Annotated in this window: 17 protein-coding genes; 8 read left to right on the top strand and 9 right to left on the bottom strand. The window is 62.9% G+C overall.

From position 1 onward, the window contains the following. The first annotated feature begins 23 nt into the window (after positions 1-23). Positions 24-1,811, top strand: a complete 1,788-nt coding sequence (locus ACZ5WW_RS01370) for a hypothetical protein (protein WP_377169272.1) — start codon at positions 24-26, stop codon at positions 1,809-1,811. A 52-nt stretch (positions 1,812-1,863) separates the two neighbouring features. On the opposite strand, the gene ACZ5WW_RS01365 is transcribed toward ACZ5WW_RS01370, so the two are convergent. The 4 genes from ACZ5WW_RS01365 to ACZ5WW_RS01350 form a co-directional block, all read right to left on the bottom strand. Beyond that, positions 1,864-2,091, bottom strand: a complete 228-nt coding sequence (locus ACZ5WW_RS01365; RefSeq protein ID WP_377169270.1) for a TIGR03643 family protein — start codon at positions 2,089-2,091, stop codon at positions 1,864-1,866. Then, on the bottom strand, positions 2,088-3,098 hold the full coding sequence (locus ACZ5WW_RS01360) for an ADP-ribosylglycohydrolase family protein (RefSeq protein ID WP_377169267.1): 1,011 nt from the start codon (positions 3,096-3,098) through the stop codon (positions 2,088-2,090). Before ACZ5WW_RS01360 ends, ACZ5WW_RS01365 begins: the two co-directional genes overlap by 4 nt. Positions 3,099-3,108: 10 nt before the next feature. Further along, the gene (locus ACZ5WW_RS01355; RefSeq protein ID WP_377169265.1) at positions 3,109-3,972 is read right to left on the bottom strand and encodes a hypothetical protein; all 864 of its coding nucleotides are present in this window, start codon (positions 3,970-3,972) and stop codon (positions 3,109-3,111) included. Positions 3,973-4,132: 160 nt separating this feature from the next. Next, positions 4,133-5,119, bottom strand: a complete 987-nt coding sequence (locus ACZ5WW_RS01350; protein ID WP_377169262.1) for an NAD(P)/FAD-dependent oxidoreductase — start codon at positions 5,117-5,119, stop codon at positions 4,133-4,135. Positions 5,120-5,933: 814 nt separating this feature from the next. Between ACZ5WW_RS01350 and ACZ5WW_RS01345 the strand changes: the two genes are divergently transcribed. The 3 genes from ACZ5WW_RS01345 to ACZ5WW_RS01335 are packed head-to-tail and all read left to right on the top strand — an operon-like array spanning position 5,934 to position 9,485. Next, positions 5,934-8,048, top strand: a complete 2,115-nt coding sequence (locus ACZ5WW_RS01345; RefSeq protein WP_377169260.1) for an AAA family ATPase — start codon at positions 5,934-5,936, stop codon at positions 8,046-8,048. A gap of 32 nt (positions 8,049-8,080) precedes the next feature. Further along, the gene (locus tag ACZ5WW_RS01340) at positions 8,081-9,169 is read left to right on the top strand and encodes a 5-methylcytosine restriction system specificity protein McrC (RefSeq protein ID WP_377169257.1); all 1,089 of its coding nucleotides are present in this window, start codon (positions 8,081-8,083) and stop codon (positions 9,167-9,169) included. Positions 9,170-9,182: 13 nt separating this feature from the next. Then, on the top strand, positions 9,183-9,485 hold the full coding sequence (locus ACZ5WW_RS01335) for a DUF7957 family protein (protein ID WP_377169255.1): 303 nt from the start codon (positions 9,183-9,185) through the stop codon (positions 9,483-9,485). A gap of 115 nt (positions 9,486-9,600) precedes the next feature. On the opposite strand, the gene ACZ5WW_RS01330 is transcribed toward ACZ5WW_RS01335, so the two are convergent. Next, positions 9,601-10,734 (bottom strand): sensor histidine kinase, encoded by a 1,134-nt coding sequence (locus tag ACZ5WW_RS01330; protein ID WP_377169253.1) that lies wholly within the window; start codon positions 10,732-10,734, stop codon positions 9,601-9,603. Continuing rightward, positions 10,731-11,429 carry a response regulator transcription factor gene (locus tag ACZ5WW_RS01325; protein WP_377169251.1) on the bottom strand — a complete coding sequence of 233 codons (699 nt, stop codon included), beginning with the start codon at positions 11,427-11,429 and terminating at the stop codon, positions 10,731-10,733. The genes ACZ5WW_RS01330 and ACZ5WW_RS01325 overlap by 4 nt, the downstream gene beginning before the upstream one ends. 207 nt (positions 11,430-11,636) lie before the next feature. On the opposite strand from ACZ5WW_RS01325, the gene ACZ5WW_RS01320 reads away from it, so the two are divergent. Next, positions 11,637-12,035 carry a hypothetical protein gene (locus ACZ5WW_RS01320; RefSeq protein WP_377169249.1) on the top strand — a complete coding sequence of 133 codons (399 nt, stop codon included), beginning with the start codon at positions 11,637-11,639 and terminating at the stop codon, positions 12,033-12,035. 159 nt (positions 12,036-12,194) lie between these two features. Beyond that, the gene (locus ACZ5WW_RS01315; protein WP_377169247.1) at positions 12,195-13,085 is read left to right on the top strand and encodes a UDP-2,3-diacylglucosamine diphosphatase; all 891 of its coding nucleotides are present in this window, start codon (positions 12,195-12,197) and stop codon (positions 13,083-13,085) included. A 186-nt stretch (positions 13,086-13,271) separates the two neighbouring features. On the opposite strand, the gene ACZ5WW_RS01310 is transcribed toward ACZ5WW_RS01315, so the two are convergent. The 3 genes from ACZ5WW_RS01310 to ACZ5WW_RS01300 all read right to left on the bottom strand — a co-directional run bounded on the left by ACZ5WW_RS01310 (position 13,272) and on the right by ACZ5WW_RS01300 (position 15,892). Continuing rightward, the gene (locus ACZ5WW_RS01310) at positions 13,272-14,300 is read right to left on the bottom strand and encodes a hypothetical protein (protein WP_377169245.1); all 1,029 of its coding nucleotides are present in this window, start codon (positions 14,298-14,300) and stop codon (positions 13,272-13,274) included. Positions 14,301-14,912: 612 nt separating this feature from the next. Beyond that, positions 14,913-15,689, bottom strand: coding sequence for a hypothetical protein (locus ACZ5WW_RS01305; protein WP_377169243.1), 777 nt, complete (start codon positions 15,687-15,689; stop codon positions 14,913-14,915). A gap of 74 nt (positions 15,690-15,763) precedes the next feature. Continuing rightward, the gene (locus ACZ5WW_RS01300; RefSeq protein WP_377169240.1) at positions 15,764-15,892 is read right to left on the bottom strand and encodes a hypothetical protein; all 129 of its coding nucleotides are present in this window, start codon (positions 15,890-15,892) and stop codon (positions 15,764-15,766) included. Between the two features lie 142 nt (positions 15,893-16,034). On the opposite strand from ACZ5WW_RS01300, the gene ACZ5WW_RS01295 reads away from it, so the two are divergent. Beyond that, positions 16,035-17,228 (top strand): efflux RND transporter periplasmic adaptor subunit, encoded by a 1,194-nt coding sequence (locus ACZ5WW_RS01295; RefSeq protein ID WP_377169238.1) that lies wholly within the window; start codon positions 16,035-16,037, stop codon positions 17,226-17,228. Positions 17,229-17,240: 12 nt separating this feature from the next. Continuing rightward, entirely contained in the window at positions 17,241-20,447 is a 3,207-nt protein-coding gene (locus ACZ5WW_RS01290) for an efflux RND transporter permease subunit (protein ID WP_377169236.1), read from the top strand. The last annotated feature ends 172 nt before the right edge of the window (positions 20,448-20,619 follow it).

The raw sequence follows: 20,619 nt of genomic DNA, 5'->3' as shown, positions 1-20,619 counted from the left end.
CTGCCCTTTCCTTTTTTCAGACCATGGCCTTTCAATTTGACTCGAACTCGCAGCAGAAGATCCCTGAGATGCAGCCGCCGAGGGAGCGGATCGGGAAATTTTCACTGCTGACGATGGGGGCGTTCATGCTGCTGATCGTGTGCCTGGTGGGGTGGCACCCGGCGACGTCGGCGGTGCGCGCGATGCTGGCACGGAGGAATGTGAAGGAGGTGCTGGCGGCAACGGAGGCGAAGGACTGGGTGAGGGCGCACCAGGCGCTGATGCTGGCGCGCCAGCGTGCGCCTGAGGATGTGGAGGTGATCCTGGCGACGGTGGAGTTTCTGAAGGCGACGGGCTCTGACCCGGGAGGGCTGGCGCAGGCGCTGCAACGGCTGAAGCAGAAACGGCCGCTGACGGCGGAGGAGGAGCTGGTGCTGGGACGCGCGCTGATCAGCAGCGGGAAGACGAAGGATGCGCGTGAGGTTTACGAGAAGCTGCCGGCCAAGGAGAGCACGCAGCAGCCGGGGCTGGAGCTGCTGTCGAGCATCCTGACGGCCGAGGGGCACGGGAAGGAGGCGGCGGAGATCGCGCAGCGTGCGGCGGCACAGGGGACGGCGGGCGAAAAGACGCCGGAGGCGCACCTGCAGGCGGCGGTGGCGGACCTGGGCAGTCATTTTGCGGAGGTGCAGGGGCAGGCGCAGAAGCAGCTGTGGGAGCTGGCGGAGCTGGGCTCGAAGACGGGGATGGATGCGATCCTGCGGCTGAGTGTGGCGCCCGGGCTGACGGTGCCGGAGGCGGAGCGCCTGCTGGCGCTGGAGGAGAACCACCCGCAGCATGCGCTGGGGACGCGGCTGACGGTGGTGTCTGCACAGATGCGGCTGCAGCCGGAGCTGCGCGCGAAGCTGGCGGAGGCGGAGGTGCGGCGCTTCAAGGAGGACAAGAGCGGACGGCTGGAGGACATGGCCTTCTGGCTGATGCGGGAGAAATTTAACGAGGAGGTGCTGCGGCTGGTGCCGATGGAGATGGTGGCGCAGTCACGCGAGCTGTACCCCATCGTGGTGCAGACGCTGTCCCAGGCGGAGCGGTGGGAGGAGCTGCAGAAGCTGCTGAAAACGCCGAACCCGCCGGTGCCTGCGAGCCTGGTGGACCTGGCGATGGCGGAGGTGCTGAGCCACCTGAAGCCCGACCTGCGGGAGTGCCGGCAGCTGCTGCAGGGCACGGTGCTGAATGCGGCGCAGGCGGGGGATGTGGCGACGCTGCAGGCGGCGGGGGCGCTGGCGGAGCAGCTGAGCTTTGCGGATGTGTCCTGCCAGGCCTACCGCGCGGCGGGGATGAAGGCTGCGGAGAACAACGCGAGCGAGGCGGCGCTGCAAAACCTGCAGAAGGGTGCGGAGCTGGCGCTGCGCGCCAAGGACACGGAGATGCTGCTGGATGTGGCGCGGAGGCTGCACATCCTGAGCCCGAGCAGCGCGGTGTTTGCGGACCGCTTTGAGTACCTGCGGCTGGTGCTGGGGGTGGAGATGGAGCTGGTGGATGTGAAGGGGCTCATGAAGCAGCCGGAGGGAAGCCCGGCTGCGGGGGTGACGCTGGAGCGCATCCCGCCGGAGCTGCTGCTGGCGCTGGCGGCGTATCGCGCGGGAGATCGTGCAGAGATGGAGAAACACCTGGCCTCCCTGCCCCGTGCGGAGGGCCTCTCCCCTGGCCCGCGTGCGGTGGCTGCGGGACTGCTGACGCTGGTGGGGAAAGCGGACCGCGCGTTTCAACTGGCGGAGAAGATCCAGGGAGCGCTGCTGCTGGATGAGGAGAAGGCGTTTCTGATGCGGGCGCTGTGAGGGATGCGGGCGAGTGCAGGGAGTGGCTTGCGCCGGCCCGCCTGCAGTTACGTCAGCCTTTGAGCCTTAGCTCAAGCAGCTTGCGGTGTTTGGTAACGCGACCGCTGACGCGCTTCCGCCAGCAGCGGAAGCTGGAGGGCTTGAGTTCGCGGCGCATGAGGTCGATGACCTGGCTTTCCACCAAGCCGGTGCGCTCTCTGATTTCTTCAAAGCTGGTGCGGTCCTCCCAGGCGAGGCGCACGACGAAAGAGGTCAGCTCACTGCTGAGGCGGGTCTTCATGGACGAGTGACGAGGGTTTCGATCTGACGTTTGAGGTGCGTGGCATCAGCGATGCCATCGACATATCTTTGAGGGATCTTTGAAACGCCGACCGCAGCGCCGATGAGCGCACCGAGGACGGCGCCACGATGGCAGTTGTCACCGCCGACATTGGCATTGGCGATGACGCCACTTTCAAAGTCATCCGCATATTTCCATGCCAGATACAAGGATGCGGGGAAGGCCTCGGCAATGTAGCAGGCGGGACTGAGGTGCCTGCCGATCACGACTTCGTCGGGGCATTGGGACCATTCCCGCGCTTTGCGCCGAGAGAACCAGTCATTGCCATGGGCGAGGATGGCCTCACGCAGTGGCGCGCCCTTGAGCAGGTCACAGACAATCCTGACCATGGCGTCTGCTGCGGCCAGCACTTCAGGGGAGCGGTGGGTGAGACTGATGTGCTCGCGGACGGCTGCGCGTGTGGCGCTGAGGTCGCCGCGAAAACTGACGCATAGCACAGCGACATGGGCCAGCCCGCCGATGTGGATGTCTGTGCCGGCGCATTTTCGCGGTGCGGTGCCGCGCGCATAGGCGGTGAAGAATTTACGATGACACTCCTCGATGTAGGTGTCCCGATGCCTCCCCGGCGTGAGCATGAAGCCGATGTAACGTGTGAGGTAGTCGTCCGCATCGTAGGAGCCGCAGGCGATGAGGGAGTCCAGCAAGACTTTGGCGAGCTGGAGGTTGAGCGTGTTTTCGCCTTTGCGCAGGAATTGGTGATAGTGAATGCCGCGCTGCCCCCAGTAACGTGCCTGATCATGCAGGATCTCGCCACGGGCATTGAGCGCGGTGTATTCAGAGCGCCAGAGAATGCTGCCGGGATGCGGAGACTTCGGCGCCGCATAGTCACGGACGATGCCGTAGTCCTGCCGCAGCGCTGAGCGGTCGTAGTACCAATGCACGGGCATGGCGAGGGCATCCCCGATGAAGCCGCCCATGGCGAGGCCGGTGAGTGAGTCCGGAGACATCTCCATAAGATCAGTGTGGGAGCGCCGGGGTGGGCCGGGCTGCCTTGTCAGTCCAGCGGTCGAGTTTTAAATCGTGGGCGCGCAGGCCGCGATTGATCTCCAGGCCGCGAAGATTCCAGTGATGGGCATGCAGCTTGAAAGGGCAGCGGATGCGCTCGTCAAAGTCGGTCGGCCAAAGGACGCCGTCGATTTTTTTGAACTGACGGAAGGTCACGTCCACCTCGGCTCCACGGGTGCTGTCGAGGCCGTTGAGTGTGAGGCGCACGCGGCGCAGCACTTTGCTGCCGCGGTCGATATGGAGGATGCAGCGGTCCTCTTCTGCCATGCCCAAACCTGGGCGCAGGATGGCGAGCACTTCATCACACAGGGCCTCATCCACGAGGGATTCGCCATTCATGGCGAAGACGGTGCCGCTTTGCTGGAAGTAGAATGGCCCGAGCAGAAAGAGAGTGTAGGCATCCGCCACGAGCGCGGCGGCCTGATTGGCCCCGGCTTCCCGGGACAGGGTGCCGTTGTAGGCGATGGCGATCTGACCGGGGGAGCGCAGCACTTTTTTCACGCCTCCGGGGCCGGTGTGCGTTTGCGCGATGATTCGGGGCGAGAGGATGATGCGCTCCTGGGAGACTCCACGAAATTTCGAGTCCACCAGAACAGGCTGAAAGCGTGGGCCGATGGACGCCCACCTGCCTTCATAGCTGACGCTGAGATCCCTGATGCGATCAAACGCTGCGCGTCCATGAGCCTTCTGTGAGGCGGTGACGAGTGCCAGCGCCTGGGGCTCTGAGGTGGTGATGGGACGGGTGCAGATCTGCCTGGAAGCGCAGGAACTGAGCAGGCCGATCAGCAAGATGAGCATCCAGGGAGTTTGTTTCATGAGGCAAAGGGTGGCGGGCGGAAATCGCCAGAGCCTTTACGGACGGCGGAAGTCGTGGGGACCAAGTTTCTCACGCCTTGTCAAACTTCAGGCGGTGCGGGTGTGGCGCAGCCGGCCATGGTCACTGAGGCAAAAGCTGTGCGGCGCGACGGCCCGGATCTCAGGGATGAGGCAGGTGGGCCAGCAGGGTCTCGGCAGCGGCAAATCCGGAGAGAGCCGCGCCTTCGACTCGCGGCCCTGCAAAGGCGTCTCCGGCGATGACGAGGGGTGGAGATGCCTGCAAGAGGGCGCAGGGATGAGCATCGACCTGGAGGGGCTTGCTGTAGCGCCAGCCGTGGACCTGGTAGCTGACCACTTCGGCACCCAGCCAGGGGCGTGCAGCCTCAAGCAGCATGCGCCCGCTTTCCATGCGATCTTCATCCCAGTGCGCGAGGCTGAACTCATGGGTGGCATGAATCGTGACCGCAGGCTCTGCGGAGATGCCTTTGAGCTGATTGTCGGCAATCCATGAGACGGGGCCGCTGGCCGGCGCAAATCCGCCTGGAGGGGGAATCAAAGAGGGCTCTTTGAGCACGGCCATGACGGCCAGGCAGCGCTCGTATTGAATGGATTCGAGCCGCGTCCGCATCGCTGGATCGAGCTCGATTTCACCGGTGGCCAGCAGGGCGAGCGATTGGGGCACCGGTGGTGTGAGCAGCACGGCCGCCGCGGAGTAACAATCTCCGGTGCTCGTCTCGACCGAATAGCGATCTGCGGCAGGTCTGAGGGCCACGACCTGCTTTTCCATTCGTGCTTCCAGGCCCTGGGCCAGATACTTGGCGAAGGCGGTCATGGCTGGCCGCCCCCGCCAGCGCGTGTGGCCGTCTGCCGCAGCGGAGAAGCCCCGGCACCATTCCTGCATGATGCCAGCCTGCGCGCCTTGTTTGAGGATCTCTTCAAAACGGGCATCACGGGTGGTGATGAACTGCGCCCCGTGATCGAAGGTGGCGGCACCGATGCGACGACTGGCAAGCCTGCCGCCCAGACCACGTCCTTTATCCAGCAAAAGCACGCTGCGACCACCCCGCTGGATCTCACGCGCCGCGATGAGGCCGGAGACACCGGTGCCAATGATCAGCACATCCACGGGAGGTTCATGAGTCGGCATGGTGTTTTTCAAAAGAGGGGAGCTGGGGTGTGTCTTTGCTGGTGGGAGCTACTTTTACGCTTGAGGGCTGCGAACGGTTCATGGCATGAGCGTTTCATGCCTCGTGAATTGATTGACTGCGGAGTTTTGGGGAGAGGATGAGATGCGGAGAATGTGTGGCACTCAGTGCTCAGTGGACTGCGGAGGGGTGGAGTGGCGGAGTGGCGGAGTGGTGGATGCATGCGCGGGTGCGCTGGACGGTGCGAGAGCGTGAGGGATCGGGACGATCCCTCTCCGCCGGAGGGCTGGCGTGTGCGGAGCTCTGGCGGAGTGGGACCCTCTTGGTCCCAACACACTCCGCAAAGTCTGCGGCATGGCGTAACGGATGGGGGGGAGCCAGACCTGGCGCGGGGGCTATGGGGGGCTATGGGGGGCTATGGGGGGCTATGGGGGGCTATGGGGGGCTATGGGGGGTGATGTGGAATGCGGGGAGCGCTGGGTGTGGCGGGGGCGTGAGGGATCGGGACGATCCCTCTCCGCCGGAGGGCGGAGGCTCTGGCGGAGTGGGACCCTCTTGGTCCCACCACACTCCGCAAAGTCTGCGGCATGGCGTAACGGATGGGGGGAGCCAGACCTGGCGCGGGGGCTGTGGGGGGTGATGTGGAATGCGGGGAGCGCTGGGTGTGGCGAGAGCGTGAGGGATCGGGACGATCCCTCTCCGCCGGAGGGCTGGCGGAGTGGTGGATTCGGAGGCTCGTGGCATGACATTTGAGGTGCAGGCCTATGATAGGTGGCCATACTAGCGGTTTACCGACCTATTTCCTAACCACCTTTCATGACCTCTGTCTCTGCCGCCCAATGGCAGGAGCTGCGCGAGCGCTTCCTGCTGCGTTACCCTGATTTCATTGATTTCTCACAGCCGGGCCGGTTTGCGGAAAATGAGCTGAACTACAAGCGGGGCATTTTGCAGCGGTTTGAGGAGAGCGGGCTGCGGCAGCGCATCCCGGAGATGGTGGCGGAGGGAAAAGGCCAGGAGGTGATCAAGGCGCTGGTGAGGGTGAAGTTTGAAAACCTGATCACGGCGTTTCATTTCTGGTCGATCCAATTTGGCAGGACGGATGAGCAGGCCTGCACGGTGCTGCGGGGGCTGCTGGAGACGGTGGCTGTGCCCTACACGGGGCCTGAAACACTGCGCCCGCTGCTGGATGCGACCGAGGCGGCGGGGACCAAGGCGGACTGGGATGTGCTGAAAATCCTGTGGCTTTTCCGCCCGCAGGACTACTTCCCGGTGGGGATCTCGAAGATGCGGGCCTTTGCGTGGAAGCTGGATGTGCCGCTGGCGGGCAAGAAGCGGCTTTCAATGGAGCACTACCCGCCGCTGCGGGACTTTGTGCTGGGCTTTGGCCCTTTCATGGAAGCGTGGAAGCCGCAGGACCCGACGGACATCCAGAGCGTGGTGTGGGACATGGCCTACCATGAGCTGGGACAAGATGGCGGGAATGATGATGACGACGACCAGGAAGAGGAGCCTGCCGCAGTGTCTGTGGTGAAGGAGGCTGCGGTGGAGCAGCACGCGACGCCGAAGGGGCGCATGTGGGTGATCGCGGCAGGGAGGCAGGCGCAGTTTTGGGATGAGTGGCGCAAGGAGGGCTACATGGCGCTGGGATGGCAGATCGGGGATGTGAGCGTGATGAAGTCGAAGCAGGCGATCCTGGAGGCGCTGCTGGAGACGGAGGATGGCGGAGGCCAGAATGATGTGAGCACGATCCACCAGTTTGCGCGCGAGATTCAGCCGGGGGACCGGGTGTTTGTGAAGCAGGGGCGCAGCCGTCTGGTGGGCTGGGGGATCGTGGAGTCAGCCTATCGCTACGAGGCAGATGCGGACTACCCGCACCGCCGCTCGGTCAAGTGGGTGTCTCACGAGGTGCGTGCGCTGCCACCGCCCGCTCTGGCGATGAAGACGCTCTCGCCGATCCCACGCCATCATGCGCACTATCAGACGATCCGGCGGCTGTACCAGATCGATGCGGCAGACCCGGGGCCGCAAGTGGCGGCGAAGGCAGCGCCGTACACGCGGGAGGAGGCGCTGAGGGATCTTTTCATGCCAGGGGCGGAGATGGACCAGATCCTGGCGCAGCTGAAGCGGCGCAAGAATGTGGTGCTGCAGGGGCCGCCGGGTGTGGGGAAGACCTTTGTGGCGAAACGGCTGGCATTCCTGATGATGGGTGAGCGCGCAGCGGAGAGGGTGAAGATGGTGCAGTTTCACCAAAGCTACAGCTACGAGGACTTCATCCAGGGCTTCCGGCCATGCGCGGACGGGGGCTTCAGGCTGCACTTCGGGCACTTTTATGAGTTTTGCAAAACGGCGGAGGCGGACGCGGGGAACGATTACTTTTTCATCATTGATGAGATCAACCGGGGCAACCTTTCGAAGATCTTCGGCGAGCTGATGATGCTGCTGGAGCATGACAAGCGGGGGCCGGAGTTTTCGGTGGGGCTGGCGTACTCCAACGGTGAGGCGGAGGAGGCGGAGGAGTTTTCCGTGCCGGCGAATGTGCATGTGATCGGAACAATGAACACGGCGGACAAGTCGCTGGCGCTGGTGGACTTTGCGATGCGGAGGCGTTTTGCGTTTGTGAGCCTGCGCCCGCAGTTTGGGGAGGCGTATCAACGCTGGATGACGGAGGTGCGCGGAGCGCCTGCGGCCTTTGTGACGAGGCTGGTCAGCCGTGTGAAGAGCCTGAACGAGGAGATCGCGGCGGACAGACAGCTGGGGCCGGGGTGCTGCCTGGGCCACAGCTTTTTCACGCCGGGGCATGCGGTGCGACCGGAGGAGTGGCAGGCGTGGCTGGGAGATGTGGTGCGCGGGGAGGTGGAGCCGCTGCTGCTGGAGTACTGGCCTGAGGATGCGAGCCATGCGGAGCTGGCGGCTGCGGCGCTGCTGGCGTGAACCTGAACCACCTTCCCTCCCCTCTCTGCGCGATGTCACGCATACCGGTGCAAAACCTCTACTACCTGCTGTCCTATGCGTGGGACCTGCTGAGCGAGAGCGCGCCGGCGGAGGTGGCGATGGATGATACGCGCTCTGCGCCGGAGATGCTGGCGCTGCTGCTGGCGGGGGGCGTGGAGGCGCTGGGGAGGCGCGGGCTGTACCGTGACTACCAGGGCCGTGTGGAGGAGACCTCGCGGCTGCGGGGGAAGATCGACTTCATGACGAGTGTGCGGCGGCTGACGCACCTGGAGGCGCGGCTGGTGTGTGACTTTGACGAGCTGGGCACGGACAACCTGGTGAACGGCATCCTGCGTGCGACGCTGGACCGGCTGCTGGCCTCGGAGTCGATCTCGCGGGAGATCAGGATGCGGCTGAAGGAGGCGGCGGGAGTGCTGAGGGACGTGCCTGCGGCGCATCTGAGGCGGGGGTGCTTTCAAAGGGCGAAGGTGACGCGGCACCACCGTGCCTACCGCATGGCGCTTTCGGTGTGCGAGATGCTGTATGAGCTGGCGCAGCCGGATGCGAGCGGGAGGGCCTACCATTTTGCAGACCCCTGGGCGGACAAGGGGATGCCGCGGGTGTTTGAGACGTTTGTGCGAAACTTCCTGAGCAGACACCTGCCCGGGGCTGCGGTGGGTGCGCGGCGCCTGAGCTGGGATGCAAGGGGCGACACGGAGGAGGCGCAGGCGCTGCTGCCGGGGATGGTGACGGATGTGACGATCGAGTGGGGTGACGAGCGCTGCGTGGTGCTGGACTGCAAGTTTTACGAGAACAGCTTTACGGAGCGCTTTGACCAGATGCGGCTGAAGTCTGAAAACCTGTACCAGATGGCGGCCTACCTGCACCACCACCCGCTGCGGGCGAAGGGCGGGACGATGCATGGGGTGCTGCTGTACCCGACGGTGGAGGCGGACTTTCTGCACGAGTATGACTTCATGGGGCACCGGCTGATGATCGCGAGCGTGGACCTGGGGCAGCGCTGGCAGGGCATCCATGAGCGGCTGCTGGAGATCGTGAGGAGATCCGGTTTAAAAGCAGGCGGATCAACCCATGGAGCCTTTCAGCAACAGCTGTCATAAACAGACCGCGGCCATGAAACAAATCGATCTTCAGCAGGCATCAACGGTGGTCCGATTGTCGGACGAGTTTCTGCTGGCTCTCATCTCCTATGAATGCCTCGACACTGAGGAAGATCGGCGTCGAAACCTTTTCAAGGTCGATGAAACTGGGATGGTACTCTGGCAGGTCGGAGACTACGTCGCGACACCATCACTTTCCACTTTCACCAATGTGGAGCTGCGGAATCAGGAGGTTTGGGCCTTTAATTTCGACGGCGGCCTGTACCGAATTGATCAGGGCAGCGGCGCAGTCCTGGCTTCGAATTTCGTCAAATGAGCGTTGTCATTCCACCAACATGCAGTGGTGAATGGCCTGGTTTGATTTTGATTCCTGAGGCGGGCTGGTTTCTCGCGGGGGTGGGTGTTTGCGGAGCGGGAGAACGAGGACGATTTTAGCCGGGGAGTGGCACGCGGATGGTGAAGGTGGTGGCGTGGCCGGGGTGGCTTTCGAGGTCGATGGTGCCGCCGTGGAGCTCGACGGCGCGCTTGACGATGGAGAGGCCGAGGCCGGTGCCTTTGGAGTCCTGGCTGGTGCGGTAGAAACGCCTGAAGGCGTAGGGCAGGTCTTCGGGACGGATGCCGACGCCGTCGTCTGTGACGGTGATGAGGCACTCGTGCTGGGTCCAGCGACCGGCGATGGCGATGCGGAGGCCGGTGCGGGGATTCTCCTTGAGGGCGTTTTCGATGAGATTGGAAAAAATCTGGTCCCAGTAGAAGCGGTCGCCGCTGAGGAGGCCGCCGTCCGGGGGGAAGTCGAGGGTGATGTGGGGCTGGCGGACTTCGATGAGGGGGGTGAGGTGCTCGATGGCGTCGTGCACGCAGCCACGGAGGAGGAAGGTCTCGGTCTTGAGAGGCTCTTCGAGCCCTTCGAGCCGGGCGAGGGTGAGCATGTCGTCGATGATGCGCATCATGCGACGGGAGTGCTTTTCCATGACATCGAGACAGCGGCCGAGGGAGGCGGTGTTTTTGATCATGCCGCTTTTCAGCGTCTCGATGTAGCCGTGGATGAGGGAGAGCGGGGTGCGGAGCTCGTGACCGGCGCTGGTGACGAAGTCCTGGCGTGTCTGGGCGATGGTGTCGTGCTCGGTGCGGTCTTCGGCCATGACCCACACTCCGGTGCGGGGGCCCTCACTCCAGGGGGAGGCGATGAGGTGGTAGTGGCGCTCGTGGCTCCACTCGGCGGCGTAGCTGTGGGGGAGCGGGAGGCGGAGCTCGCCCTCGACGCGGGTGCGGCGTGCGCGTGCGTCTGAGATGATGCGGCTGACGGCCTCGAGGGCGGGTGCGGTGCCGAGGGGGCGGCCCTCCTCCAGGGGATGGGGGAGGAGCATGACGCTGATGGCGAGATTGGCAAAGAGGATGAGGCCGGCCTCGTCGAGGACGAGGATGCCCTGGGGGGCTTCATTGAGGAGGGCACCGAAGAGGCGGCAGTCGTCCTGCATGCACATGGGGGCTGCGGGAGGCGGCGCGGGCGCGGGTGCGGGTGCGGGTGCGGCGGCGAGGGGCGCGGGCTTTGCCTGGAGGGTCATGCGTCTGCCAGCTCCTGCACTATGCTCTGAAACATGTAGCCCTGGCGGCGGTGGGTGCCGATGTGGCGGCCGTGGTCTCCGAGCTTGTCGCGGAGGCGCTTGATGTGGGTGTCGAGGGTGCGGGAGTGGGTGTCGTCTGCGTAGCCCCACACAGCGCTGAGGAGCTCGCTGCGGGAGTGGATGACGTCCGGATTGGCCATGAGGGTGGTGATGAGCTTGAGCTCGGTGATGGTGAGCTCGACGAGCTTTCCGCTGATGGAGAGGGACATGTTTTTGCGGTCGAGGAGGAACTCGCCGATGCGCTGCTCTGCGAGCATGACGACCTTTTGCGAACGGCGGAGGACGGCGCCGATGCGGAGCATGAGCTCGCGGGGGCTGAAGGGCTTGGTGAGGTAGTCGTCTGCGCCGCTTTCGAGCCCGGCGATGCGGTCATTCGTCTGCGCCCGTGCGGTGAGCATGATGACGGGGATGTGGCGCGTGCGGGTGTCTGCACGGAGGCGGCGGTGGACCTGGACGCCGTCGATGCCGGGGAGCATGATGTCGAGGACGATGAGGTCTGGCGCGGTCTTGACGGCCATGGGGAGGACGGCGAGGCCGTTGCCTACGGAGACGACTTCGTGGCCTTCGCGCTGGAGGTGGAGGCTCACGAGTTCGACAATATCCTTCTCATCATCGACTACCAGGATTCTGCTCATGTTCGGGTGACGAGACTGTGACGGCAGGAATGGAGTGCTGCCAAAGACAAGGATGTTACGATCTCGTCGCAGAGTGTGGCGGTGGTGAAGGGTGACGGATTTGTTGCGGAGGGAGGTGAAGGAAAGCGGGGTGTGCTGGCGGGGGATAAAGAGGGCGGCTTTTCAACGAAGGCGTGCCACTTATTCATGGGTAGCTTCTGACACTACATGACACGAGGCCTGTGGTGGTGGGACGGATGCGATGGCGACGCCAGAGGTGTGCGCGATGAGCCCCTGGGGCTGGGCGCAGGCGGTCACATCACGTGGTGGTCACATAATTGTGACGCGTTCGTGTTTGAGGAGCGGCTGAGGGCTCTCAATGATGAAGACATGTTCAAGCCGAGACATGATGAACTTCACTGCTTCCTGCAATGGCGCCGGCAGACGCGCTTCATCCGCCATCATGGCGGGCCGATCATGGCTGTGACGCTGTTCTTCACGTGCCTGTGGTTTGTGTGGCGTGCGTGTGAGAGCCGCAGGCAGACGGAGGACCTGCCGCAGGTGGAGACGCTGCGCATGCATGAGCTGGACCGCAAGCTGCAGGTGGCACAGATGCCGCGGCTGTGAGGCGCACGGGGTGGCGCACCCGTGACGAAAACGTTTGAGTTGCGGTCTTTCACGCGGGGCGCGGCGGCACGATGTCTGGTGACAAGGCCGTGACTATTCACAGGTGCCCGCTGTCCGGGTGCCGTGGCTGGCACGGCTGACACATCCCGACTCCACAAGATGAAAACGAAACTTCGCATCAAGACGCTGTTCATGTCCGACGTGCACCTGGGCATGGCGGACTCCAAGGCCGTGCAGGCGGCGCATCTGATCCGGCACTGCAAGTGCGAGAAGCTGGTGCTCAACGGCGACATCATCGATGTGTGGGCGCTGAAGAGCTCGGGGCGCTGGACGCAGGAGCACACGCACTTTGTGCGCACGGTGCTCAAAAAGATGGAGAAGGAGAACACGGAGGTGATCTACCTGCGCGGGAACCATGATGACATCCTGGAGAAGTTTCTGCCGTTCAAGCTGGCGGGCCTTTCGCTGGTGGACGAGCACATCCATGAGTCGCCGCACGGGCGCTACCTGGTGGTGCACGGGGATGGCTTTGACCATGTGACGACGAACCACGTGTGGCTGGCAAAGGTGGGTGCGGTGGGCTATGAGCTGCTGCTGCGCGTGAACCGGCTGTACAATGCGTGGCTGCGCTGGCGCAACCAGGAGGCCTTTTCCCTGAGCCGGTGGGTGAAGATGAAGGTGAAGAATGTGGTGAGCTTTGTGGGCCGCTACGAGGAGCAGTTGCAGAAGCTGGCGCGCTGGAAGGGCTGCAGCGGGATCATCTGCGGGCACATCCACACGCCAGCGGACAAGATGATCGAGGACGTGCACTACCTGAACTCGGGAGACTGGGTGGAGAGCATGACGGTGGTGGTGGAGCATCTGGACCGCACGTTTGAGGTGCTGAGTTATCATGACTTCTGCCGCCTGACGGGCCGCAAGCCCAAGGGGGGAGACCCGAGCATGGATGTGAGCGACATCAGCAACCGCGCGCCGGGACTGCCTGCGCCAGTGAGCTATGAGGAGACGGAGGATGCTGAAGAGGAAGCCGAGGAGATGGCGGGGGTGTAGCCTGGTGGCAGTGCCGCCTTATCTTATCCAATCTGCTTTGATCTGGTCTTATCTGGTTTGATCTACCCTGCCCTGCGCGGGGCTGCGGCTATGCGTGAGTGCCATTCACGGCTGGCATCATTTTTGAAAGAGATCAGGCGTGTGAAGTGAGCGCCATGTTCAGCCCCGGGAGGGTGCTGCGGGTCTTCAGTCTTCGGTGATGATGGGGATGTCCTTGGAGTCGCGGGCGGATTTGGCCTCGTCGAGTTTTCCGTCCTTGATGAGGCGTGTGATGATCTGCTCGGCCTTCTGATTATAGTCCTCCATGACCGGGAGGGAGGCTTTGGCGCGGGCGGCCTGGAGGCTCATGAGGGCGCTCTCGTAGGTGGAGCGCAGGGAGGCGAGCGAGGGAGCCTGGGCGGGCACGGTCTGTCGGGAGGGACGGCCGGTCTTCACGACGGTGTCCTTCTCACTGCGGAGGGCGAGCGCTTCGTCGAGCTGGCCCTGGGACTGGGCGGTTTTGAGAGCTTTGTCGATGGCGGCGAGGTACCTGTCATTGAGCGCGGCGACGCTCTGCTCGTAGGTTTTCCAGATCTGGGCGCGGAGGGCGCGCTCTGTGGCCGAGCGGAGGATTTTGAGCTCTCCGGTGGAGGTGTCCGCGACCTTGGCGGGGAGGGCGGCTGCAGGGGCGGTGTCCTTGTCACTGAGGCGGCCTGTTTTCAGCCACCAGCTGTCTGGAAAGCGGCTGGCCTTGGAGGGCTCGCTCTCGAAGATCTTGACGCCTGCGTAGCGGACGATGGTGACGGAGTCCTCGACGTGGGAGGCCTTGTCTCCGGTGATGCCTTCGATCTGTTTGTTGGTCTCAGAAAAGCTGATGTAAACCTCCTCGGCGCCTTTGCGGGCGATGACGAAGTCCTGGCGGCATCTGAGGACGTACCAGGCCTTGTCATGGGTGCGGAAGAGCATGCGGACTTCGGCGCTGAGCTTTCCGGCCACGCTGGCCTGGGGCCCGGTGTTGACGACGGGCAGCCTGGCTTTGATGAAGGTGGCGGTGCGGGTGTCCTGCGGAGCGGCGTCTGCGGCTCTGAAGCGCAGCCCTTTGACGATGGCCTGATCATCTGCGGAGAGGGTGCTGACATCGGCCTCCTGCTGCTGGGCGTGCACAGGGATGTGAAGCAGCGCCGCAGCGAGGAAGAGGCGGAGTGTGCTCACGATGGAACGACTGAGGCGGGACATGCATCGTATTCACCTGAAAAGGCGGAGGAATGCAAGGCTTACTTAACAGGACTGCTGATGGTGGCAGGCCATGCGGTGAGGCTGCGCCCGTGTCCTGACACTGCATCTGCGAGGAGCGTGGAATGTGGGGTGAGGCTTTGTCTAAGGCATGAATGGCACTCAGTTAAGGTCATGGATTTGTGGGATGGGGAAGGCTGGCCACTTCAGCAAGCCGTGCTTTTGGAACCGAAGCGCAGCGGAGGTAGACAGCCGCAGGCTGCCCGAAGGGTGAGCGTAGCGAATCAATGCGGTCGCGCAGATGCACGGCGCAGGCCTGCATCGGAGCTACCGCTTTCTAGGGGGGCACGGCGGGCGTGGGGCTGGGGCTGGCGAGGGTGTCACCGGCTGCCGCTTTCGGGTGTGTGCTGGTAGGCGGAGTCACCGAGCACGGCCAAAGCGGTAGCTGCGGTCGTTCCTCCCTTCGCGACCGCAGTCCATATTATGGGAGGCTGCGAATGCGGAGCCAAAACACTGCCAGCCAGACCTGCAAAATGAACGACGGCCCGCCTTAACTGAGTGCCATTCATGCCGGGCATTTGATTACCCCAGCGTCTTCTCCATCGCGGCCTGAGGCTACCAAGCAGGTTTGACCACAATATCTCCGGCTCCTTCGACGCTCATGATATAGATCGCCCCGTGGGCGCGAATGTGCACCTTGAGCACTCCTCCATTGGCGAGGGGATAAAAAGCGGCGGCCTTGTTGTCCACCTGCTCCCAGGGCTGACCGTTTCCCAGTTTGAAGATACGGCCTTGCTTGAAGCCTGTGAAAGTCCTGCCGGAAATCCAGTTGTCCAAGGGGACATGCACGGGCCCCTGAAATGCAGGAGCTGCGACTTTGGGCTTCACCTCGGGGTGACGCGCTTGACGCACCTGGTTCAGCCAAGCCGAAAGCGACTGCACTTCAGAGGCAGACAGATTATTCGCGCTGTTGATCCATCTTGGAATAATGGCCGAGGGGCGTTCGACATAATCTTTTAACACCAGCTGCTCACTCTCATTGAGCTTGTCGACGCCTGTCACCTGCCGCTCGCGATTTGTCATCATGGCCGCGAGCGGTCCAGCGGGCGCCCGCCTGCCGACGCCAGCCGCAGCGGGGTTGGTGGGGTCTATGATGCTGACGAGGAATTCAATGCTACGGCCCTGGGAATGGGTGAACTGGATGCGCTGAGTGTCGAGGGCCTCGATTTTCACACGAGTGTAAACTCTGCCGGCCTGTGTGCGGAGCTCTGCCAGCCGCATGCCTGGACTGAGCTGGTAGGCCCAGGCAGGGGCCAGCACCTCCACCACCTGTGCTCTGGCAGGAGAAAGGGCGAGTGCAATGCCTGCGAGCAAACCAGTAAAAAACTTCATGCGACACCTTGAATTCGCCACCCCCATTGGTCAACCCGACTAGCATAAAGAACCTTCTTTCGTGGAACAGGCTGTCAGATGGACACGGCCACATCTCCTCCCATGAGGATGGTTTTGCGGCTGGTGGGTTGCTCGTGCGGGCATGCCCGCTCGCGGTTGATGGAGACAGGGCGCTGGGTGCATGTGGCGGTTTGCCATTCCATGGATAAGTGATACGCCTATGAATGCTTTGAGCAGCCTGTGAGGGGTGGGGCTGAGGGGGTATATGGCTTGTGGGGTCCGCAGGGGATAGGGCCTCCTTTGCTTTACATTGGTGCGTCGGGGCATAGAATCATGCCACCCCTTATGAGTTATAGAGACCACTCCACCGTGTTCAGTCCGTTTCACTCCACTGAGAGCTGCAAGGCCAGGGGGCTGCGACCTGGGAGGTGGGCGGCTCTGATGTGCGCGGGACTGCTGGCGCTGACGCTGAGCAGCTGCGACCACAAAGATGAGCACGCCAAGGATGGGCACCACGCAGAGGAGGCGGAGGAGGAAGAATCCCAGCTGGTGCTGACGAAGCCGATCCGCCGGGACACGGTGATCACGCGTGATTATGTGTGCCAGATCCGCTCATGCCGGAACATTGAGATCCGTGCACTGGAGCGCGGCTACCTGGAGGTGGTGAATGTGAAGGAGGGCCAGTTTCTGAAGGAGGGTGACCTGATGTTTTCCATCCTGCCGCGGGTGTACAACGCGGTGGTGAAGCGTGCGGAGGCGGAGGCGCAGGTGGCGCGGGTGGAGTATGAGAACACGAAGCGCCTGCTGGCCTCGAACGTGGTGTCTGACAAGGAGCTGACGATGGCGAAGGCCAAGCTGGACCAGAAGCTGGCGGAGGTGAACCTTTCGCAGACGCACCTGGGCTTTACGACGATCAAGGCGCCGTTTTCCGGGCTGATGGACCGGCTGCGGCTGCGGAACGGGAGCCTGGTGGAGGTGGGGGATCTGCTGACGACGCTGTCTGACAACAGCGAGATGTGGATCTACTTCAACGTGCCTGAGGCGGACTACCTGGAGTATGCCTCGCACAAGCAGTCGGAGGAGAGCAAGCAGGTGAGCCTGGTGATGGCGAACGGCAAGCTGTTTGACCAGAAGGGACGTGTGAACGTGATCGAGGGCGAGTTTAACAACAAGACGGGGACGATCCCCTTCCGTGCGGATTTCCCGAATCCCAAGGGGCTGCTGAGGCACGGGGAGACGGGCAACATCCGCATGCAGCGGACGGTGAAGAATGCGCTGCTGGTGCCGCAGAAGTCCACCTTTGAGCTGGGGGGCGACCACTACATCTACAGCGTGAGCAAGGATGATGTGATCAAGCAGGCGAAGATCGAGGTGGCCGAAGAGCTGGAGGATCTGTACGTGGTGAGCTCCGGACTGGCTGAAGAGGACCGGATCATTTTTGAAGGCCAGCGCCAGGTGCATGATGGCGAGAAGGCCGAGGACTACCGATACGAAGAGCCGAAGGAGGCGTATGCCCACCTGAAGCTCCAGGCGCAGTAAATTCCAACCTCCATGTTTTCGAAGATCTTACAGCGGCCTGCCCTGGCCATTGTAATCTCGTTGATCATTGTGTTTTTGGGCGGGCTCTCGATCGTGAGGCTGCCCATCTCACAGTTTCCCAACGTGGCGCCGGTGGTGGTGATGGTGAACATCACCTACCCCGGGGCGAGTGCGAAGGTGCTGGAGGAGAGCGTGCTGGTGCTGCTGGACCAGGCGATCAACGGGGTGCAGGACATGAAGTACATGATGTCTGACGCGACGAGCGCGGGCGAGGCCACGATCCAGGTGGTGTTTCACCTGGGGACGGACCCGAATGATGCGACGGTGAACGTGCTGAACCGGGTGAACCAGGTGAGGAACCAGCTGCCGCCGCTGGTGCAGCGGGAGGGGATCATCGTGAACAACGTGAGCCCGAACATGCTGATGTACGTGAACCTGTACAGCACGGACAAGAACGCGGACATGCAGTTTCTTTTCAACTACGCGTTTGTGCAGCTGCAGCCGGAGCTGGCGCGCATCCGGGGGGTGGGGCAGGTGCGCATCCTGGGCACACGAAACTATGCGATGCGTATCTGGCTGAAGCCGGACCGGATGCGGGCGTACAATGTGTCCACGGACGCTGTGATGAAGGCGCTGGAGGAGCAGAGCGTGATCGGGACGCCGGGGAGGCTGGGGCGGGCGGATGCGCAGCGCTCCCAGGCGCTGGAGTATGTGCTGACGTACAAGGGGCGCTACAACACGCAGGAGCAGTATGAGAAGGTGATCCTGCGAGCGACGGAAAACGGGGAGATCCTGAGGCTGAAGGATGTGGCGCGGGTGGAGCTGGGGAGCGAGTTTTATGACCTGTATTCGGATTTGGACGGGCACCCTTCGGCGGCGATCGTGATCAAGCAGAGCTACAACAGCAACGCGCATGAGGTGATCGGGCAGCTGAAGGACCGTCTGGAACTGATGAAACGCAAGAGCTTCCCGGCGGGGATGGACTACGAGATCAGCTATGATGTGTCGAAGTTTCTGGATGCGTCGATCGAGAAGGTGCTGCACACGCTGCTGGAGGCCTTCATCCTGGTGTCGCTGGTGGTGTTTGTGTTTCTGGGGGATTTGCGGAGCACGCTGATCCCGACGCTGGCGGTGCCGGTGTCGCTGATCGGGGCGTTTTTCCTGATGCAGATGTGCGGGGTGAGCATCAACCTGATCACGCTGTTTGCGCTGGTGCTGGCGATCGGGATCGTGGTGGACGACCCGATCGTGGTGGTGGAGGCGGTGCATGCGAAGATGCACGGGACGAAGCACACGCCGTATGAGGCGGTGCAGAAGGTGATGGTGGAGATCGCGGGGGCGGTGATCGCGATCACGCTGGTGATGACGGCGGTGTTTGTGCCGGTGACGTTCATGTCCGGGCCGGTGGGGGTGTTTTACCGGGAATTTTCCATCACGATGGCGTCTGCGATCATCCTCTCCGGGATCATGGCGCTGACGCTGACGCCGGTGCTGTGCGCGATGATTTTGCGGAGGCCGGAGGTGCAGCACCAGCACAAGCACCGGAGGAGGGGGCCGGTGGAGTGGGTGCTGGAGCACTTTAACAGCGCCTTTGAAAAGCTGACGCGGGTGTATGTGGGACTGCTGAAGAAGATCGTGCACCGCCAGGGCATGACGCTGGGCATTCTGGTGCTGGCGGGCGGGGCCATCTATGTGGTGAACCAGTCACTGTCTCCGGGATTCATCCCGGCTGAGGACCAGGGGATGATCTACGCCATTTTGCAGACGCCGCCGGGGAGCACGCTGGAGCGGACGTTTGCGAAGTCGCTGGAGCTGGAGAAGATCGCGAAGCAGATCCCGGGGGTGCAGTCGGTGTCGTCGCTGGCGGGGTATGAGGTGCTGACGGAGGGGCGCGGGTCGAACGCGGGGACGTGCCTGATCAATCTGAAAAACTGGAGCGAGCGGAAGATGAACTCGCGGCAGATTATCGCGGCGCTGGAGAAGCGGTGCCATGTGATCTCGGGGGTGAAGCTGGAGTTTTACGAGCCGCCGGCGGTGCCGGGCTACGGGGCGGCGGGGGGCTTTTCCCTGCGGCTGCTGGACAAGACGAGCAGCGGTGACTACGACCGGCTGCAGGTGGTGAACGACGAATTCATGGAGGCGCTGAAGAAGCGCAAGGAGCTGCACGGGCTGTTCACGTTTTTCAGCGCGAACTACCCGCAGCTGGACATCGAGATCGACAACCAGATGGCGATGCAGAAGGGGGTGTCCATCAAGACGGCGATGGAGAGCCTGGCGATCCTGGTGGCGAGCACGTATGAGCAGGGCTTCATCAAGTTTGGGCGGTTCTGGAAGCTGTATGTGCAGGCGGACCCGAAGTACCGTGAGATGCCGAAGGACCTGCAGGACCTGTATGTGGGCAATGACAAGGGGGAGATGGTGCCGTTCTCGGAGTTTGTGGTGCTGAAGCAGAAGCAGGGGCTCAATGAGATCACGCGGTACAACGCCTACCCTGCCCCGTCCATCCAGGGTGCGCCAGCGGCGGGGTACAGCAGCGGGGACGCGATCAAGGCGATCGAGGAGGTGGCGGAGAAGACGCTGCCGCGCGGGTATGACATCGGGTGGGCGGGGCTGGCGTTTGACGAGGTGGCGCGCGGGAACGAGGCCATCTACATCTTCATCGTGGTGCTGATGTTTGTGTACCTGGTGCTGGTGGGGCAGTATGAGAGCTTTCTGCTGCCGCTGGCGGTGATTCTTTCCCTGCCGATCGGGGTGATGGGGTCGTTTGTGATGCTGCACACGTTTGGGCTGGACAATGACATCTTTGCGCAGGTGGGGCTGATCATGCTGGTGGGGCTGCTGGGGAAGAACGCGATTTTGATCGTGGAATTTGCGACGCAGAAGCACCAGCAGGGGCTGCCGATTTTGGATGCGGCGATCGAGGGCGCGCGGGTGCGCTTCCGGCCGATTTTGATGACGTCGTTTGCGTTCATCGCGGGGATGGTTCCCCTGCTCCGCGCATCGGGTGCGGGCGCGATCGCGAACAAGACGATCGGTGCGTCTGCGGCGGGCGGGATGCTGCTGGGGACGCTGGTGGGGCTGCTGGTGATCCCGGGGCTGTACTTTCTCTTTGCCACCCTGGCTGACCGGCGGAAGCTGCTGCCAGATGAGCGGAACATGCCGCTGAGCGAGGCGAAGGGCCAGGGCGCGGCGGGAACGAGCGAGGCTGTGGAGCTGTGAGGGGGGCTTGGTTCTCGGTTCTCGGTTCTCGGTTCTTGGTTCTTGGTTCTTGGTTCTTGGTTCTCGGTTCTCGGTTCTCGGTTCTCGGTTCTCGGTTCTCGGTTCTCGGTTCTCGGTTCTCGGTTCTCGGTTCTTGATTCTCGGTTCTCGGTTCTCGGTTCTCGGTTCTTGG

The organism is Prosthecobacter fluviatilis (assembly GCF_055388355.1).
The sequence above is the reverse complement of the archived record's forward strand: the minus strand, read 5'-3'. Positions and strand labels throughout refer to the sequence as shown.

Coding starts and splice junctions, on each gene's coding strand:
- ACZ5WW_RS01335 (WP_377169255.1), top strand. CDS start 9,183: ATGAAACAAATCGATCTTCAGCAGGCATCAACGGTGGTCCGATTGTCG.
- ACZ5WW_RS01330 (WP_377169253.1), bottom strand. CDS start 10,734: ATGACCCTCCAGGCAAAGCCCGCGCCCCTCGCCGCCGCACCCGCACCC.
- ACZ5WW_RS01340 (WP_377169257.1), top strand. CDS start 8,081: ATGTCACGCATACCGGTGCAAAACCTCTACTACCTGCTGTCCTATGCG.
- ACZ5WW_RS01310 (WP_377169245.1), bottom strand. CDS start 14,300: ATGTCCCGCCTCAGTCGTTCCATCGTGAGCACACTCCGCCTCTTCCTC.
- ACZ5WW_RS01360 (WP_377169267.1), bottom strand. CDS start 3,098: ATGTCTCCGGACTCACTCACCGGCCTCGCCATGGGCGGCTTCATCGGG.
- ACZ5WW_RS01300 (WP_377169240.1), bottom strand. CDS start 15,892: ATGGAATGGCAAACCGCCACATGCACCCAGCGCCCTGTCTCCATCAAC.
- ACZ5WW_RS01350 (WP_377169262.1), bottom strand. CDS start 5,119: ATGCCGACTCATGAACCTCCCGTGGATGTGCTGATCATTGGCACCGGT.
- ACZ5WW_RS01305 (WP_377169243.1), bottom strand. CDS start 15,689: ATGAAGTTTTTTACTGGTTTGCTCGCAGGCATTGCACTCGCCCTTTCT.
- ACZ5WW_RS01345 (WP_377169260.1), top strand. CDS start 5,934: ATGACCTCTGTCTCTGCCGCCCAATGGCAGGAGCTGCGCGAGCGCTTC.
- ACZ5WW_RS01295 (WP_377169238.1), top strand. CDS start 16,035: ATGAGTTATAGAGACCACTCCACCGTGTTCAGTCCGTTTCACTCCACT.
- ACZ5WW_RS01315 (WP_377169247.1), top strand. CDS start 12,195: ATGAAAACGAAACTTCGCATCAAGACGCTGTTCATGTCCGACGTGCAC.
- ACZ5WW_RS01370 (WP_377169272.1), top strand. CDS start 24: ATGGCCTTTCAATTTGACTCGAACTCGCAGCAGAAGATCCCTGAGATG.
- ACZ5WW_RS01365 (WP_377169270.1), bottom strand. CDS start 2,091: ATGAAGACCCGCCTCAGCAGTGAGCTGACCTCTTTCGTCGTGCGCCTC.
- ACZ5WW_RS01290 (WP_377169236.1), top strand. CDS start 17,241: ATGTTTTCGAAGATCTTACAGCGGCCTGCCCTGGCCATTGTAATCTCG.
- ACZ5WW_RS01325 (WP_377169251.1), bottom strand. CDS start 11,429: ATGAGCAGAATCCTGGTAGTCGATGATGAGAAGGATATTGTCGAACTC.
- ACZ5WW_RS01320 (WP_377169249.1), top strand. CDS start 11,637: ATGACACGAGGCCTGTGGTGGTGGGACGGATGCGATGGCGACGCCAGA.
- ACZ5WW_RS01355 (WP_377169265.1), bottom strand. CDS start 3,972: ATGAAACAAACTCCCTGGATGCTCATCTTGCTGATCGGCCTGCTCAGT.